Consider the following 15,483-nt stretch of genomic DNA (forward strand, 5'->3'; position numbering starts at 1 on the left):
GTAGGAGGATGATTCTAAATGTCATTTCAATTTAAATTGCCTGACATTGGTGAAGGGATCCACGAAGGGGAAATAGTTAAGTGGTTCGTTAAAGCAGGCGATAAAGTACAAGAAGATGATGTATTATGCGAAGTTCAGAATGATAAAGCAGTTGTAGAAATTCCTTCACCTGTTAAAGGAACGGTTGAAGAAATATTAGTTGGAGAAGGAACTGTTGCAACTGTTGGCCAGGTTCTAATTACATTTGATGCGCCTGGATATGAAAATTTAAAATTCAAAGGCGATGAAAATCTAGAGGATGACAAGCCAGCAGACCAAGCCCCAGAGAAAAAGGATGAAGCTGAAGTAAATAAAGCCGAAATCCAAACAGATGCTAAATCTGACCGCCGGATTATCGCCATGCCTTCCGTTCGAAAATATGCTCGTGATAAAGGTGTTGATATTCAGCAAGTTGCGGGAAGCGGTAATAATGGAAGGATCTTAAAAACCGACATTGATTCGTTCTTAAGCGGCGGAGTTCAAGTCCAGCAACCTGTGGCTCCAGAGCAAGAAACAACAGCAGCACCTGTAGAAGCGGAAGCTGCTCCAGTTCAAAAAATTATTCCACAAGGGCAGTACCCTGAAACTCGTGAAAAAATGAGCGGCATTCGTAAAGCAATTGCAAAAGCGATGGTAAACTCAAAGCATACGGCTCCACATGTTACTTTAATGGATGAAATTGAAGTGACAAAGCTTGTAGCACATCGTAAGAAGTTCAAAGAAGTTGCTGCAAATAAAGGAATTAAATTAACGTTCCTTCCATATGTAGTGAAGGCATTAACAAGTGCGTTACGTGAATATCCAGTATTGAATACATCAATTGATGACGCCGCACAAGAAATTATTCAAAAGCATTATTACAATATTGGTATAGCAGCAGACACTGAAAAGGGACTTTTAGTACCAGTTGTAAAAGATGCTGATCGTAAATCTATGTTTACTATTTCAAATGAAATTAGTGAGCTTGCTGCAAAAGCGCGTGATGGTAAGTTATCTTCAGAAGAAATGAAAGGGGCTTCCTGCACAATTACAAATATTGGATCAGCAGGCGGACAATGGTTTACCCCTGTTATCAATCACCCAGAAGTTGCTATTTTAGGCATTGGCCGTATTTCAGAAAAGCCAATTGTTAAAGATGGTGAAATTGTTGCAGCTCCAGTACTTACATTATCATTAAGCTTTGACCATCGCATCATCGATGGTGCAACAGCGCAAAACGCTTTAAATCATATTAAACGTTTATTAAATGATCCAGAACTATTGTTAATGGAGGCTTAAAATATGGTAGTAGGAGATTTCCCAATCGAAACAGATACAATTGTCATTGGTTCAGGACCTGGCGGGTATGTGGCTGCTATTCGTGCAGCACAGCTTGGCCAGAAAGTGACTATCGTAGAAAAGGCAAATTTAGGCGGGGTTTGCTTAAATGTTGGGTGTATTCCATCTAAAGCATTGATTGCTGCTGGACACCGTTATGAAACAGCTAAGCATTCTGATTCAATTGGGATTACAGCTGAGAATGTAACTGTTGATTTTACAAAAGTACAGGAATGGAAAAGCAGTGTAGTTAAGAAATTAACTGGCGGCGTTGAAGGTTTATTAAAAGGGAATAAAGTTGAAATCGTACGGGGAGAAGCTTATTTCGTTGATGCGAATACACTTCGGGTAATGGATGAAAATTCTGCTCAAACTTATACTTTTAAGCATGCCATTATTGCAACTGGTTCCCGTCCAATTGAAATTCCGGCATTTAAATATTCCAAGCGAGTTCTTGACTCAACAGGTGCACTCGCGCTTCAAGAAATCCCTCAGAAAGTCGTTGTTATCGGCGGTGGATACATTGGTACGGAACTTGGCGGGGCATATGCTAATTTCGGTACACAAGTGACAATTCTTGAGGGTACAGATGAAATTCTAGGCGGATTTGAAAAGCAAATGTCCGCTTTGGTAAAACGTAACCTTAAGAAAAAAGGTGCTGAAATCATTACGAAAGCACTTGCTAAAGGTGTAGAAGAAAATGAAAATGGCGTAACTATCAAATTCGAGGTTAAGGGCGAAGAGAAATCCATCGAAGCAGATTATGTTTTCGTTATGGTAGGACGCCGTCCGAATACAGATGAATTAGGATTAGAACAGGTTGGTATTGAAATGACAGATCGCGGGGTCATTAAAACCGATAAACAATGCCGAACGAATATCAGGAATATATATGCTATTGGAGATGTAATCGAAGGCCCTCCACTTGCACATAAAGCATCTTATGAAGGGAAAATTGCAGCTGAGGCCATTTCAGGACATAATTCTGAAATTGACTATTTAGGCATCCCAGCTGTTGTGTTCTCCGATCCTGAACTTGCTTCAGTTGGTTATACAGAAGCACAAGCAAAAGAAGAGGGAATTGAAGTTAATGCGTCTAAATTCCCATTTGCTGCTAATGGCCGTGCTCTTGCTCTAGATGCTACTGACGGATTTGTGAAGCTGATCACTCGTAAGGAAGACGGCTTAGTGATTGGTGCTCAAATTGCAGGAGCCAGTGCATCTGATATGATTGCTGAATTAGGCTTAGCGATTGAAGCAGGTATGACGGCTGAAGATCTTGCTATGACGATTCATGCTCACCCAACATTAGGCGAAATTACAATGGAAGCTGCAGAAGTTGCACTAGGCAGTCCAATCCATATTATAAAATAACTTGATAAGAAAAGTCCTTTTCCGAATGGAAAAGGACTTTTCTTATTGTATATTGGGAATATGTTAATTGCTTGTCGACAATTCACCTTTTAAGGCATTTGATATTGGTTTGATTATCTGTTCTGCCGAAGTATCACCTTTAATTTTAACGATAACTTTTTCTTGATGAATGATTAAGATGGTTGGGCTGCTTTGGACATCAAATGTTTCATAATATCTTTTGGCTTTGTCGCTTGAGATTATTTTCATATTTTTAATTTCTTCTGGAAATTCCTTCTTTAATTCAATAATCGCATCATAGTAGGAGGCTTCCTCTTCATAATCCTTCTCATTTGAAAAGAATAAGATTTGCTTACTATTTTTATCAAAAATCAGCTCATCGTGAGGTTTAAAATGGTTACATGAGGTAATAAACAAGAAAGAGGCTATGAAAAAAAGCGAAAACACTTTCATATCTGTTCCTCACCTTTTCATTATTTCATTTCAATTACTATCGTTTATTTTCCATTTTATAGAGATTAATAAGTATTTTATCATAAAAAATGGATATTTATGACTTGTCACCTAAATGTTACAGAAATGAAAAATAAGATGAGCTGCTTCAACATATATTACTTAGACATATATCTTTTGGAGCTTGACTTATAATCAATTTTTGAAAAAAGATAGGGATAAGAAATAACAAATCTGGTGGTGGAAAAATGAAGGTATATACTGCATTGCTGCTGCAGCTAATAATATGGAGCGGCTACACCTTTATTGAATGGCTCTCAAAATACGATCAGCTTATTTATAAAGTGCTGATGTTCTTCGTATTTTTATATTTAGCCATCATCATTGGAAACTACATTGTAAAGTCTGCAAAAAAAACCTTCTTTGTTACGGCACTTAGCCTGACTTTATATGGATCATTTCATTTCTCAATGGCGTTTATATAAGAAAAAGAGCCTAGTTCATTTAGGCTCTTTTTTCTGCCGGCCATTGAAAAAATTAGAAATGATAGTGTAGAGGGAAAAGGTAAATAGAAAAAAGCAAATAAACGTAAATAAAAATGGTGTTACCTTAAAGTTTGTTTCTTTTTCAATAGGAGAGACAAACTTAACTTCTAGTGGATATTCATTTTTTGCCTCTGGTAGAGTAACTTGTTGTTCAGCGAATGGAAAAGGACCTCCAAATGATATGCTCTGATTTAATTGTGCCGGTCTTTCCTCAAAATATGAATAAAAGATAAATGGGGAGCTTAATGTAATTGCGAGAGCAACAACCCCAAAGAATAATAGTTTATTTCTTAACATAATTCATCACCTCATCATACAGCAAAACAGAAGAACAGCCAGCTGCTGTTCTTCTGAAAGTATTTTATTCTTACTTTCTTGGGTAAAAATACATGACTCTGCCATTGAATAAATGCAATTCACCTTTAAGTTTCTTTGCAAGGTAGCGGCAAAACTCGTTAGCTTTTCCTTTATCACCATATGTAGCTGTTTCCGGTAATGTAACCTGAATATATGATTGTTCACGTTGGGATCCATCTTCGTCCCTAATTGTTTCTTTATCTATTCCTAGTAAAATTGTATGATACCTGTCATTGTTCGAATGTAGGTAGAACCATTTCCCTTTTCCTTCAGGTTTTTCTTTTATTTCATAAGGAAAAGCGGCTTCATTGTATTTCCAATCAACCTGGTCTCCTGTTTTCGCCGTAATGTCTTTAAAGTATTGAAATAATTCTTTTACTTCATCTGTCGTAATATGTTCTTTTTCTGATGAAGGCACGAGTTTTATGTATGCATTGCTTGCCAACATCCATCCCCCCATTTTTTCAAAAGATAAGAAAGTATAACTTTTCTCGAATTTGAGAACTGTCTAGCTCCAGCGCCTACCCCCTCGAGGTCACAAGCCAATCCTCCCAGAAAGGTAAAGAACACCTTTCCGAGAGGCTCGTCTTGTGCTTGTCGGTGGTGGGCAAGGCGCTTGCGCTTTTCTTATAATACTTTCCCTTTTATTCTAGCACTGAATAAAAACGAATGACAGCGTAAACAAAGATTTTTCATAAAAACCTTGTAAAACAATGGAATATAAATTATAATAATATTCTAAATATTAAATTTAAAGGAGGAGTAATATGAATCTATTTGAAAAGCTCTATGATGAGCATGAAAATGTGAAGGTGCGATTCGTTGGTTTTACAACAGAGCAGTCCCGCTATGATTTTGGGATTGTGTATACAAATTTATTTTTCGGAAAACCTCTTGTTGTCTGTATGCAAACTGGCCGCTCAACACTCCTCGACCCTAAGGACCTCGAAGATGCTGAACATTTACAACACGCCTTTAAAATGGATAATCGCCATCAAGCAGAAGACTTATGTGAATTTTTTAAGCTCACCTTACCAGCGACTACTTTCCACACCCAATATGAATGAGAAGAACAGGCTGAAATTAGCCTGTTTTATTCTTGTGTACTGTCTAGCTTCAGCGCCTACCCCCTCGAGGTCACAAGCCAATCCTCCCAGAAAGGTAAAGTACACCTTTCCGTGAGGCTCGTCTTGTGCTTGTCGGGGGTGGGCAAGGCGCTTCCGCTTTTCTCAATGTGTCATACAATTAACCCTTGTAAAAATAAATGTGTTATATTATTATGTAATTAATGATGATAGAGCGTTTTCAAATTGATTACAAAGGGGAACGAAAGAATGGGTACAATTGTATGCCAGGCATGTAATTCTACAATTGATTATTTCGAGGATGAGAAAGTAACAGTCCTATACTCCAAAGCAGATTGCAGCTGCTGTGAAGAAAGCCATCATAAAGATGAAGTAAAATAATAAAATATGTATATAAATAAACCTTCCCAAATGTAAATTTGGGAAGGTTTTTCTTATAAATTGTATTTAGCGGATAGCTTTATACTCTTTAATTACTCGAAGGTATTTAAAATCATAATCTTCTGGTCCTTGAACAGGAAGTCCAGCTTCCATATTTGTTTTTATATACGTTAGATTTTCTTTCGTAATGATTTCTCCCGGAATAAAAATTGGAATACCAGGAGGATAGACCATGATAAATTCTGCAATGATTCTTCCTTCTGATTCATCAAAAGGTACTAGTTCAGTTTCAGCATAGAATGCATCGCGAGGAGAAAGGGCTAACACAGGAATATCAGGCAGTAATACTTGTGTATCACGCTTTTCCGTTAAACCATGTCTTTCCCTTGATAATTCTTGCAGTGCCTTTACCAACATATCTCCTTCGTATTCAGTATCCCCAGGTGTGATAATACAAAGGATGTTGTATAGGTCAGACATTTCGACTTCAATATTGTATTTTTCTCGAAGCCACTTCTCTACATCAAACCCATTTAACCCGAGATCCTTTACTGAAATAATCAGCTTTGTTGGATCATAGCCATGTGCAGCATCGGTCTCAAGGATTTCTTCTCCAACACAGTATACATGCTCAATTTCATTTATGCGATGGCGGATGGATTGCGAAAGTTCTATTGTTTTATCGATCAATTCTTTTCCTTCAGTAACTAGGCTTCTCCTTGCTACGTCCAAGGATGCAAGCAATAAATATGAAGTCGATGTTGTTGTAAGCATACTTAGAATCGTTTGTACCCTTTTGGCTGAAACAAGGTTTCCACGCATATTCAAAATAGAGCTTTGTGTCATCGATCCACCAAGCTTATGAACGCTTGTTGCTGCTAAATCAGCACCTGCTTGCATAGCGGATAGTGGTAATTCATCATGGAAATGAATATGTACACCGTGCGCCTCGTCTACAAGAACAGGTACATTATAGGAATGCGCAATTTCAACAATTTTCTTCAAGTCAGCCGAAATCCCAAAATAGGTTGGATTGATCACAAGAATTCCTTTTGCATCAGGATGCTGTTCAAGAGCCCTCGAGACAGACTCGGTAGTTATTCCATGAGAGATCCCTAGATTTTTATCGATTTCAGGATGAATAAATATCGGGGTTGCACCCGAAAAAACAATAGCTGACATGACTGACTTATGAACATTTCTTGGAACAATGATTTTTTCGCCAGGTCCACAAACGGCCATGACCATTGTCATGATTGCCCCGCTTGTTCCTTGTACAGAGAAGAAGGTTCGGTCAGCACCAAAAGCTTCAGCAGCTAAATCTTGAGCATCTTTAATCATGCCCTTAGGCTGGTGAAGATCATCTAGAGGACCAATATTAATAAGGTCTATTGAAAGCGCGTTGTGGCCAATGAATTCTCTAAATTCGGAATCAATTCCCGCTCCTTTTTTATGGCCAGGTATATGAAATTGAATTGGATTTTTTTTAGCATGTTCAAGTAAGCCGCTGAATAACGGTGTTTCTAATTGTGACAATGTATTTCCACACCTCTTTAATAATAATTTTGCATCACAAAAAGTCATAAAACATTTGAATTATAGCACTATTCCCTTTCTTTGCATAGAAAATTTGATGAGTATTGAATGATTTATTTTTTCATGTGATATTTATATAATCTTCTTTAGTTTTAGATGTTAACAGGAAAATATGACAGTAAAATAGAAGTTATCATATATATGGGTTTGAAGGAGGCTTATTTATATGAATTGGAATACAAGAGTAACTGAATTATTAAACATTAAATACCCAATCATCCAGGGAGGGCTTGCTCATCTTGCTTACTCAGAATTAGCAGCTGCTGTTTCGAATGCTGGAGGTCTAGGACAAGTAACGGCGATGTCATTAGAAAGTCCGGATGCTTTAAGAGAGGAAATACGTAAAGTTAAGAAAATGACAGAACAGCCTTTTGGAGTTAATTTTGCTATTGGACAGCATGGCAGGCCATTTTCACACTATTTAGATGTGGCCATTGAAGAAGAGGTTCCAGTTATATCAATGACTGGAGGAAACCCAGCACCAATTTTTGAGCAATTAAAAGGGGTAAATGTGAAAAAACTAGTTCTAGTTGCTGCAAAAAGGCAGGCAATAAAAGCTGAAGAACTTGGTGCTGATGCCGTAATGGTTGTCGGACAAGAGGGGGGAGGACATTTAGGCCGAGATGATATTGGGACCTTCGTATTAACCCCGCAAGTCGTAGATGCTGTTTCTATCCCTGTAATTGCATCAGGGGGGATTGGGGATGGCAGGGGGCTTATGGCAGCCCTTAGCCTTGGTGCGGAAGGCATCGAAATGGGGACTAGATTTATTGCGACAGAGGAGTGTATCCATGCATCAGAGGTCTATAAAAAAAGGCTTGTCGAAGGAAGTGAAAACGATACTGTAGTTATAAAAAAAACAATCGGGGCTCCAGCTAGAGTCATTTCAAATTCTTGGACAGAGAAAATTCTTGCTATTGAGGAGCAAAATGGCGGCTATGAGCAATTGAAAGACTACATTAGCGGGAAGGCTAATAAAAAGTATATATACGAAGGGAAGGAGGAAGAGGGATTTGCTTGGGCAGGGCAAGTAATGGGACTAATTAAAGATGTTCCAACTGTACAGGAACTATTTAATCGAATGATCTCGGAGGGAGAGAGTATTCGTAATAAATGGACAATGTAATACATAAATAATGTTTAATTAAAGAGGTGCAGAGATGGAATACCAATACCCAATTGACCCTGATTGGACAACAGATGAAATAATTGATGTCATACAATACTTTCAGCTTGTAGAGCTCAGCTATGGAAAAGGTGTAAATCGTGAAAAATACTTAGCTGCCTATAGAAGATTTAAAGAAATTGTTCCAGGTAAAGCACAAGAAAGAAATATTTGTAATGAGTTTGAAGAGGTAAGCGGCTTTTCAGCATATCATACATTAAAGACTGTGAAAGAGGCAGAAGCAGGTAAAGAAGTTAAAATGAAGAAGTGAAGAATGTAAAATATGGCATGTGGCCGCCTAAAAATTAATAGGGGCCACTGCCTATATTCTCTCTCTTTTGTTTAAAACATTTTATACAAGGGTAATAATGTTTTAAACACAGATTCTGCATGTTCAAGAAAAGCTTGAGGATCCATTTCAATTGCTTCTTTGCTAGGAATATGTACACCGCATAAAATCTCTGCTTTTTTCACTTTTTGTAAACGAATAAACATGGACTGCAAATCTTCTTTAGCCAATTCTCCATGTACATTCGCCATTGGTTTAGTGTGATCAGTTGACCAAACAAAGTGATTAGGAATATGTTTATAGATTTTATTTAAGTTCATTTCTAATTTTTTACCGAAGTCATCTTTATTAGGAGCTTCATATATAAGGGCAAACCAGATGAAAACATGTGTTTCCCACAGTCCAATTTGAAAATGCGGCAGCATTTTATAGCCCCTCGGATTACTCGCATAAGCAACCCAGGTGTCCTTCGGAGGATTTACTGTCCGGCGTGCATGTTTGGCTACATGGGGATAAATTTCATCACCTGTCTCAATGGTGAGCATTGGAGCAAAATATTTACCTAATTCCTCAAGTTTTGGGCGGATACTAGTAATTAAGGCTTCCATTCGCTCCTCTAGTCCTTCGATCTTAAAAACATCAAAATCTGTATTCGTAAATCCTGAAAATGACATTTGCAACCTCCTCAAACTTAAACTAATTTATCAGCTAATAAATATAATCAATTTCAAAAATATATATTCTGAAATATTGTAGCATACCTGTTCACAAACAAAAACCGCTATCTTGCGGGATATTTGTAACTATAGGTATTCACACATATTTGTTGCAACTGACTTAATTTCCTCATATTATATATAAATAAATAGTCAGAAAATTTAAATTAGATTTTTGGAAAGGGGTGATTTTTGTGAAACAACTGATGAACACTGTTAAAAATAAAGCTAGCGAAAGAGAGCGTACTGCAGTTCTCCGATTAGAATTAGATTACGAGCTAGCAACACTATTTGATGCAATGAATGATAAAAATGAAGATTTACAATTGAAAAGTAAACAAAAACTTGAAAAAATCAGACAAGAGCTTTTACGCCTTAGAGCACTTTAACTAAGTGTTCGAATGAAAGAGGTAAAGGGGAAAGAAAATAGAAAATGTATATTGAAATAGGACTTAACCAATAACAACGAACTCCTTCACAAAATTTGGGAGTTCGTTTTGTTGTTTTTTACAATAAGCGATTAAGTTTATAAATACGGTGAAAGGATAAAGCTTGAAGTGTCAATCTCATTCAATTAAGCTATTGTTATTTAAAGATGATTTATAAATATCCTCTTTAGGTGAACTGAAGAGTAAGTTGAATGGTGCGGAGGTGTAACCACGATGAATTGGACAGAAATTAAGAATTGTGCAATGGAATGGACTAAAGAAGCCGGTGAAAATATCAAAGCGTCTTTTAGTAAAAACCTAGTCATTCAAACAAAAACGAATGCAAATGATTTAGTAACAGATATTGATAAAAGTACAGAACAATTCTTTATTAAGAAAATAAAGGAAGGTTTCCCCACACATAAAATTCTAGGCGAAGAAGGTCTTGGTGACAAAATAAATAATTTAGACGGAGTAGTTTGGATTATTGACCCAATAGATGGGACAATGAATTTTATCCATCAGCAAAGGAATTTTGCAATTTCCATTGGAATATATGAGGACGGTATAGGTAAGATTGGCCTCATTTATGATGTTGTTCATGATGAGCTTTACCATGCTATAAAAGGGAGCGGGGTTTTTCTAAATGATTTAGCATTGCCTCCGCTTGAGCCAGTGTCTATTTCGGAAGCCATAATTGGAATAAATGCGACTTGGGTTACTGAAAATAAACGGGTTGATCCGGCTCTGTTATCACCAATAGTTAAGGAGGCCCGAGGAACTCGCTCCTACGGCTCTGCTGCTTTGGAAATGGCGTATATTGCTTCAGGCAGGATAGATGCCTATATTACATTGCGTCTTGCACCATGGGATATAGCAGCTGGTATTATTTTGGTCGAAGAGCTAGGAGGGATTGCAACGACATTAAAGGGCGAAGCTTTAAGCCTCCTTGAGAATAATACTGTGTTTATTTCGAAGCCAGGTCTTCATCAGGAAATTATGTCGAAGTATTTAAATAATGGTAATTGGTGAAAAGGACCGTCCAAAAGATTTGGCGGTCGTTTTTTTTCATTATAAAAGTCCGTTTTCTCTCATTTTTTTCTTTGTTTTAAATCCAAAACCCATTGTGAAAATTAATAATAAGATTGCTCCCAAAATCCCTACAACACTTTTTTCAGCAATTGCAACTCCAATTCCCATCATGCATAGTGCGGCCGCAATCGCAAAAGCTAATAATGGCCATTTGATTTGTTTCATTTTATGTAACCTCCCATTCTGGGTGTTTATTTTGCCTTGTGTAAAAACATTGTCTACAAAATATTATTTTACACAAAAATGATTTAAGTTTCCACTTTATTTATGATATAATGTTTCAGTTATAGATTTGGAAAATTAAAATTGATGTTAACTGTTAAATACAGGTAGGAGGAACTTCCTTGAAACTTAGAGAAGACATTCGAAATATTGCTATCATCGCTCACGTTGACCATGGCAAAACAACAATGGTTGACCAGCTGCTTAAACAGGCTGGTACTTTTAGATCTAATGAGCATGTTGAAGAACGTGCAATGGATTCAGGTGACATTGAAAGAGAACGCGGAATTACTATTTTAGCAAAAAATACCGCGATTCAGTATAAAGATACAAAAATTAACATTCTTGATACACCAGGACACGCTGATTTTGGCGGTGAGGTAGAGCGTATCATGAAAATGGTTGATGGTGTTCTGCTTATCGTTGATGCTTATGAAGGCTGCATGCCGCAAACACGCTTTGTTCTTAAAAAAGCATTAGAGCAAAATTTAACACCGATTGTTGTAGTCAATAAAATTGACCGTGATTTTGCCCGTCCAGAGGAAGTAATTGATGAGGTATTGGATTTATTTATTGAGCTGGAAGCAACAGAAGATCAGCTTGAATTTCCGATTATTTACGCATCGGGTATAAATGGAACAGCAAGTACAGATCCATCGAAACAAGATGAAAACATGCAGGCGCTATATGATGCAATTGTTAATCATATTCCTGCACCAGTAGACAACCGTGAAGAACCGTTGCAATTTCAAGTAGCTTTACTTGATTATAATGATTATGTAGGTAGAATTGGTATTGGACGAGTATTCCGTGGAACAATTAAAGTTGGCCAACAAGTGGCCTTAATGAAACTGGACGGTTCTATAAAGCAATTTCGAGTAACGAAAATCTTTGGATTCTTCGGACTGAAACGTCAGGAAATTGATGAGGCTTGTGCCGGAGATTTAATTGCCCTTTCAGGTATGGAAGATATTAATGTCGGTGAAACAGTATGCCCTGTTGAACACCAAGAGGCTTTACCTGTTCTTCGTATCGATGAACCAACATTGCAAATGACGTTTCTTGTGAATAACAGTCCATTTGCCGGTAGAGAAGGAAAATATCTTACTGCTAGAAAAGTGGAAGAAAGACTACGTTCACAACTGCAGACGGATGTAAGTCTCCGTGTTGATAATACAGATTCACCAGATGCTTGGATTGTATCCGGACGTGGAGAATTGCATCTTTCGATTTTGATTGAAAATATGCGCCGTGAAGGATTTGAACTACAAGTGTCTAAGCCCGAGGTCATTGTAAGGGAAATTGATGGAGTCCGCTGTGAGCCTGTTGAACGTGTGCAAATAGATGTACCTGAAGAGCATACAGGGTCCATTATGGAATCCATTGGAGCTAGAAAAGGCGAAATGATCGATATGATTAATAATGGAAATGGTCAAGTGCGCTTAATCTTTAATGTGCCTGCCCGTGGACTAATTGGCTATACTACTGAATTCCTAACTTTGACACGCGGTTATGGAATTATTAATCATACTTTTGATAGCTATCAGCCAATGGCACAAGGTCAGGTTGGAGGCAGACGCCAAGGTGTTCTAGTCTCTATGGAAAGCGGAAAATCTTCAACTTATGGCATTATGCAGGTAGAAGATCGTGGAACGATATTTGTCGAGCCAGGTACTGAAATTTATGAAGGTATGATTGTTGGGGAGCATAATCGCGAAAGTGACCTCACAGTTAATATTACGAAAGTTAAACAAGCTACAAACGTCCGTTCTGCAACGAAAGATCAAACGACAACGATGAAGAAGCCGCGTATAATGACGCTTGAAGAAGCTTTAGAATATTTGAATGAAGATGAATATTGTGAAGTTACACCAGAATCAATTCGTTTACGTAAAAAAATCCTTGATAAAAATGAACGTGAAAGAATGGCTAAAAAGAAAAAATATGCTGAAATGAGCTAAAAAACTTTTAAGGGGGAGAAGAAAATGGTTGATATAAATGAACGGCTGTCTTTTTTCGCTGCTTTATTTAAAGTGCAAGAAAATTCAAGCTTAGGAATGTGGATGTTATATTTGACCATTATATTGCTCTGTATTATTGTATTTAAATTAGGTTTTGCGAAAAAATTGCCGTTAGCAAAATCGGCTATTATCTATCTCTTTCTTATTCTAGGGTGTACAGTTCTAACCTTTTTTGCAGTGTTTCTTCCAATAACTGAAGGATTAGTTGTTGCAGCATTAATCTTAATCATCTACAAAATCCGTCTTCATCAGTCAAAAAAGCAAGAAGGAAAACAGATGTAGGATGGAGTGGATAATATGAGATCTTTACAGGATAATTTGTATAATTGGCTAACGATTAAAGTTGTCAGTTTGGAACGGCCTGATGATACGGCAGCAGCTGATACAGTAAAAATGTTTGAGGAAATGCTAATTGATGAACACCGACTTTCAAATATTGAGATTGAGACAGATGAAATGATGTACTATGTTCACTTTGATCAAGACGGAGAAAGAAAAAAATCCCGTTTCCCAAGAGAACTTATTGAAGTCATGCTGAATCAGATAAAATCGGAACCTGAAAAATATGTAAACTACCCGGATGAGTAGGATTTAAATGACAAAAGAGGGGGGCTATGTGCCTCCCTCTTTTGAATTGTCTAGCTCCAGTGCCTTCCCCCAACGTACAGGACGTACTAGTGTCGACAATGCGACAGGGGATCGCGTTTTTCTTGTTACCATTCTTCTTCTTTCACTTTGCTTTGGTATAATTTAAAGTTGCCGGTTTCCATTCTTTTTTGTGTATTTGCTGTTATTCTAGCTTCGCAATCCTTGCACATATAAGTATGTATCGGCCTGTTTCTAAGTCTTTTTGCTTGAAAAGATTGATCTTCAATGGATTCAATTTTATCACATAAAACACATTTGACTCTCATAGCGTACTCCTCAAATAAATTTTCATAATGCTTTAACGATGTTCATGCAATTCTTATTCGTTGGTAAGTTTATTAATACCTATTATAATTATATATGATGTGTATCCTTAATTCGACTTCTTTTCGAGTGTTAATAATATGTATCTGTTGAAAGTTAAGGATGGGCATAATATGATGTAGAATGAAAGGAGGGATTAGTATGGCAAATCAAGTAGAACCTAAATTAATTAAACCACTTTTTGATGCTCTTCAGCAAGAAAGGTTTGTCACGTTAGCGACAATTGATTACGAAACGGGCGGACCAAATGTTAGCGCCATTTCATGGGTACTGGCTAAAGATGAAGGGGCCATTCTTTTTGCGGTTGATAATCGTTCAAGAATTGTTCAAAACATTAAAGAGAACAAAAAGGCAGTATTAAATTTAATAGCAAATGAATCTACATATTCCATAACAGGAGATGTTACTGTTAAGGAGGAAAAGCTTGATGGCGTTCCATTAAAGCTTGCTCTTTTAGAGCTGTCTATTCATGAAGTGAGAGATGTCATGTTCTACGGTTCAAAGATTGTTTCTGAGCCTCAATATGACAAAACATATGATAAAGATGCAGCTGCACGCCTAGATAAACAGGTAATGGATGCAATGAAAAAGGCCTAGTCGAGTGACTAGCCTTTTTTGCATTTTATGAAATGTTGACTATGTCTATCGATCGATCTGCCCTCTGTTTTACTTAATCATGCTTATCTTTATAATGATTAGACTGCTCTTCCTGTTGCTTTTCAAGTTTTTGTTTTTCTGGATTATTTAAATTCTTTTTCTGATCTTCTGGACCATCTTTTGGATTTGGATCAATAATATCTGCAGGAATTTCTGGCATTAATCGGCCGGTAATATCTGCTAACTCATTCATAATTCCCTGAATAGGCTTCCCAACTTGAATATCTTCTGAAATTTCTCTTAAACGTGCAGTTATATCAGGGTCAGCAATGATAATGGCCCTAGCTCCATCAGGATCGTTTTTTAAGCTCTCTGCTACTGAATATTTAATGGCACCTACCTCAGATCTCTCCAGGTTTTTGTTAACATCAATTCCAACTATTGCATATCGGCCCAAAACAACCGCAGTTGCATCGTTTACATTAGGAATGCTCGTGGCGAGATTTACGAGCCGCTGGGAGATTTGCTGCCCGGTTGTTCGATCAACCTCTTGTATCGTACTGTTTTTGACATTTACTAAATTTTGATTTTGATTTTCTTGGCTTTGATTATTGTTGATCCCGCATCCCGCTATCAGCACGACAGCAAGTCCGATAAATAGCTGCTTTTTCAATTTTCACCATCTCCTATACTTAGGCTTTAGCCTCCAATGCTTTAGGCAATTTAATTCAGAAGCTAAAGCATTATTAAAGGAATCATTAACGGTTATTGTGCAAAATTTCGTCTATCTTTATACGGTAAAACATATATTTTACCAAAGTTCCATTCGTTCCA

21 protein-coding genes are annotated in these 15,483 nt (G+C 37.2%); 13 read left to right on the forward strand and 8 right to left on the reverse strand.

Annotation, left to right across the window (positions count from 1 at the left end; translation table 11 throughout):
- Positions 1 to 18 precede the first annotated feature (18 nt).
- Both RRV45_RS08520 and lpdA read left to right on the forward strand, forming a co-directional pair.
- Positions 19 to 1,317, forward strand: coding sequence for a dihydrolipoamide acetyltransferase family protein (locus RRV45_RS08520; RefSeq protein ID WP_315668387.1), 1,299 nt, complete (start codon positions 19 to 21; stop codon positions 1,315 to 1,317).
- Positions 1,318 to 1,320: 3 nt separating this feature from the next.
- Positions 1,321 to 2,730 carry a dihydrolipoyl dehydrogenase gene (lpdA, locus tag RRV45_RS08525; protein WP_315668388.1) on the forward strand — a complete coding sequence of 470 codons (1,410 nt, stop codon included), beginning with the start codon at positions 1,321 to 1,323 and terminating at the stop codon, positions 2,728 to 2,730.
- Between the two features lie 63 nt (positions 2,731 to 2,793).
- On the opposite strand, the gene RRV45_RS08530 is transcribed toward lpdA, so the two are convergent.
- Positions 2,794 to 3,183 (reverse strand): small peptidoglycan-associated lipoprotein, encoded by a 390-nt coding sequence (locus RRV45_RS08530; protein ID WP_315668389.1) that lies wholly within the window; start codon positions 3,181 to 3,183, stop codon positions 2,794 to 2,796.
- A gap of 248 nt (positions 3,184 to 3,431) precedes the next feature.
- Between RRV45_RS08530 and RRV45_RS08535 the strand changes: the two genes are divergently transcribed.
- A complete protein-coding gene (locus RRV45_RS08535; RefSeq protein ID WP_315668390.1) occupies positions 3,432 to 3,668 on the forward strand; it encodes a hypothetical protein in 237 nt (78 codons plus the stop codon).
- Between the two features lie 15 nt (positions 3,669 to 3,683).
- Here RRV45_RS08535 and RRV45_RS08540 read toward each other — a convergent pair whose 3' ends face one another.
- Together RRV45_RS08540 and RRV45_RS08545 are read right to left on the reverse strand one after the other, a co-directional pair.
- Positions 3,684 to 4,025 carry a hypothetical protein gene (locus RRV45_RS08540; protein ID WP_315668391.1) on the reverse strand — a complete coding sequence of 114 codons (342 nt, stop codon included), beginning with the start codon at positions 4,023 to 4,025 and terminating at the stop codon, positions 3,684 to 3,686.
- Positions 4,026 to 4,095: 70 nt separating this feature from the next.
- The gene (locus RRV45_RS08545; RefSeq protein ID WP_410489370.1) at positions 4,096 to 4,530 is read right to left on the reverse strand and encodes a DUF1885 family protein; all 435 of its coding nucleotides are present in this window, start codon (positions 4,528 to 4,530) and stop codon (positions 4,096 to 4,098) included.
- Between the two features lie 322 nt (positions 4,531 to 4,852).
- Between RRV45_RS08545 and RRV45_RS08550 the strand changes: the two genes are divergently transcribed.
- Both RRV45_RS08550 and RRV45_RS08555 read left to right on the forward strand, forming a co-directional pair.
- Positions 4,853 to 5,152 carry a DUF3055 domain-containing protein gene (locus RRV45_RS08550; protein ID WP_315668393.1) on the forward strand — a complete coding sequence of 100 codons (300 nt, stop codon included), beginning with the start codon at positions 4,853 to 4,855 and terminating at the stop codon, positions 5,150 to 5,152.
- A gap of 267 nt (positions 5,153 to 5,419) precedes the next feature.
- Entirely contained in the window at positions 5,420 to 5,551 is a 132-nt protein-coding gene (locus RRV45_RS08555; RefSeq protein ID WP_315668394.1) for a GapA-binding peptide SR1P, read from the forward strand.
- 66 nt (positions 5,552 to 5,617) lie between these two features.
- On the opposite strand, the gene RRV45_RS08560 is transcribed toward RRV45_RS08555, so the two are convergent.
- Positions 5,618 to 7,087 carry an aminotransferase class I/II-fold pyridoxal phosphate-dependent enzyme gene (locus tag RRV45_RS08560; RefSeq protein WP_315668395.1) on the reverse strand — a complete coding sequence of 490 codons (1,470 nt, stop codon included), beginning with the start codon at positions 7,085 to 7,087 and terminating at the stop codon, positions 5,618 to 5,620.
- A gap of 226 nt (positions 7,088 to 7,313) precedes the next feature.
- Between RRV45_RS08560 and RRV45_RS08565 the strand changes: the two genes are divergently transcribed.
- A complete protein-coding gene (locus tag RRV45_RS08565; protein WP_315668396.1) occupies positions 7,314 to 8,273 on the forward strand; it encodes an NAD(P)H-dependent flavin oxidoreductase in 960 nt (319 codons plus the stop codon).
- 34 nt (positions 8,274 to 8,307) lie between these two features.
- Entirely contained in the window at positions 8,308 to 8,583 is a 276-nt protein-coding gene (locus tag RRV45_RS08570; RefSeq protein WP_315668397.1) for a UPF0223 family protein, read from the forward strand.
- A gap of 71 nt (positions 8,584 to 8,654) precedes the next feature.
- On the opposite strand, the gene RRV45_RS08575 is transcribed toward RRV45_RS08570, so the two are convergent.
- Positions 8,655 to 9,275 carry a YktB family protein gene (locus tag RRV45_RS08575; RefSeq protein ID WP_315668398.1) on the reverse strand — a complete coding sequence of 207 codons (621 nt, stop codon included), beginning with the start codon at positions 9,273 to 9,275 and terminating at the stop codon, positions 8,655 to 8,657.
- A 236-nt stretch (positions 9,276 to 9,511) separates the two neighbouring features.
- Between RRV45_RS08575 and RRV45_RS08580 the strand changes: the two genes are divergently transcribed.
- Together RRV45_RS08580 and RRV45_RS08585 are read left to right on the forward strand one after the other, a co-directional pair.
- Positions 9,512 to 9,706, forward strand: a complete 195-nt coding sequence (locus RRV45_RS08580) for a hypothetical protein (RefSeq protein ID WP_315668399.1) — start codon at positions 9,512 to 9,514, stop codon at positions 9,704 to 9,706.
- 273 nt (positions 9,707 to 9,979) lie between these two features.
- Positions 9,980 to 10,777: an inositol monophosphatase family protein gene (locus tag RRV45_RS08585; RefSeq protein WP_315668400.1), complete on the forward strand. Its 798-nt coding sequence runs from the start codon at positions 9,980 to 9,982 to the stop codon at positions 10,775 to 10,777.
- Positions 10,778 to 10,816: 39 nt separating this feature from the next.
- Here RRV45_RS08585 and RRV45_RS08590 read toward each other — a convergent pair whose 3' ends face one another.
- On the reverse strand, positions 10,817 to 11,002 hold the full coding sequence (locus RRV45_RS08590; RefSeq protein WP_315668401.1) for a YlaF family protein: 186 nt from the start codon (positions 11,000 to 11,002) through the stop codon (positions 10,817 to 10,819).
- 179 nt (positions 11,003 to 11,181) lie between these two features.
- On the opposite strand from RRV45_RS08590, the gene typA reads away from it, so the two are divergent.
- From typA to RRV45_RS08605, 3 genes are read left to right on the forward strand one after another with little or no spacing between them, the layout of a single operon-like run.
- A complete protein-coding gene (typA, locus tag RRV45_RS08595) occupies positions 11,182 to 13,020 on the forward strand; it encodes a translational GTPase TypA (RefSeq protein WP_315668402.1) in 1,839 nt (612 codons plus the stop codon).
- A 24-nt stretch (positions 13,021 to 13,044) separates the two neighbouring features.
- Positions 13,045 to 13,362 (forward strand): YlaH-like family protein, encoded by a 318-nt coding sequence (locus RRV45_RS08600; RefSeq protein WP_315668403.1) that lies wholly within the window; start codon positions 13,045 to 13,047, stop codon positions 13,360 to 13,362.
- A gap of 15 nt (positions 13,363 to 13,377) precedes the next feature.
- Positions 13,378 to 13,668, forward strand: coding sequence for a hypothetical protein (locus RRV45_RS08605; protein ID WP_315668404.1), 291 nt, complete (start codon positions 13,378 to 13,380; stop codon positions 13,666 to 13,668).
- Between the two features lie 125 nt (positions 13,669 to 13,793).
- On the opposite strand, the gene RRV45_RS08610 is transcribed toward RRV45_RS08605, so the two are convergent.
- Entirely contained in the window at positions 13,794 to 13,994 is a 201-nt protein-coding gene (locus RRV45_RS08610; protein ID WP_315668405.1) for a YlaI family protein, read from the reverse strand.
- Positions 13,995 to 14,193: 199 nt separating this feature from the next.
- On the opposite strand from RRV45_RS08610, the gene RRV45_RS08615 reads away from it, so the two are divergent.
- Positions 14,194 to 14,649: a pyridoxamine 5'-phosphate oxidase family protein gene (locus RRV45_RS08615; RefSeq protein WP_315668406.1), complete on the forward strand. Its 456-nt coding sequence runs from the start codon at positions 14,194 to 14,196 to the stop codon at positions 14,647 to 14,649.
- Positions 14,650 to 14,722: 73 nt separating this feature from the next.
- Here RRV45_RS08615 and RRV45_RS08620 read toward each other — a convergent pair whose 3' ends face one another.
- Positions 14,723 to 15,322 (reverse strand): YhcN/YlaJ family sporulation lipoprotein, encoded by a 600-nt coding sequence (locus RRV45_RS08620; RefSeq protein ID WP_315668407.1) that lies wholly within the window; start codon positions 15,320 to 15,322, stop codon positions 14,723 to 14,725.
- Positions 15,323 to 15,483: the final 161 nt, after the last annotated feature.

It is taken from the genome of Bacillus sp. DTU_2020_1000418_1_SI_GHA_SEK_038 (assembly GCF_032341175.1).
GTDB lineage: Bacteria > Bacillota > Bacilli > Bacillales > Cytobacillaceae > Cytobacillus.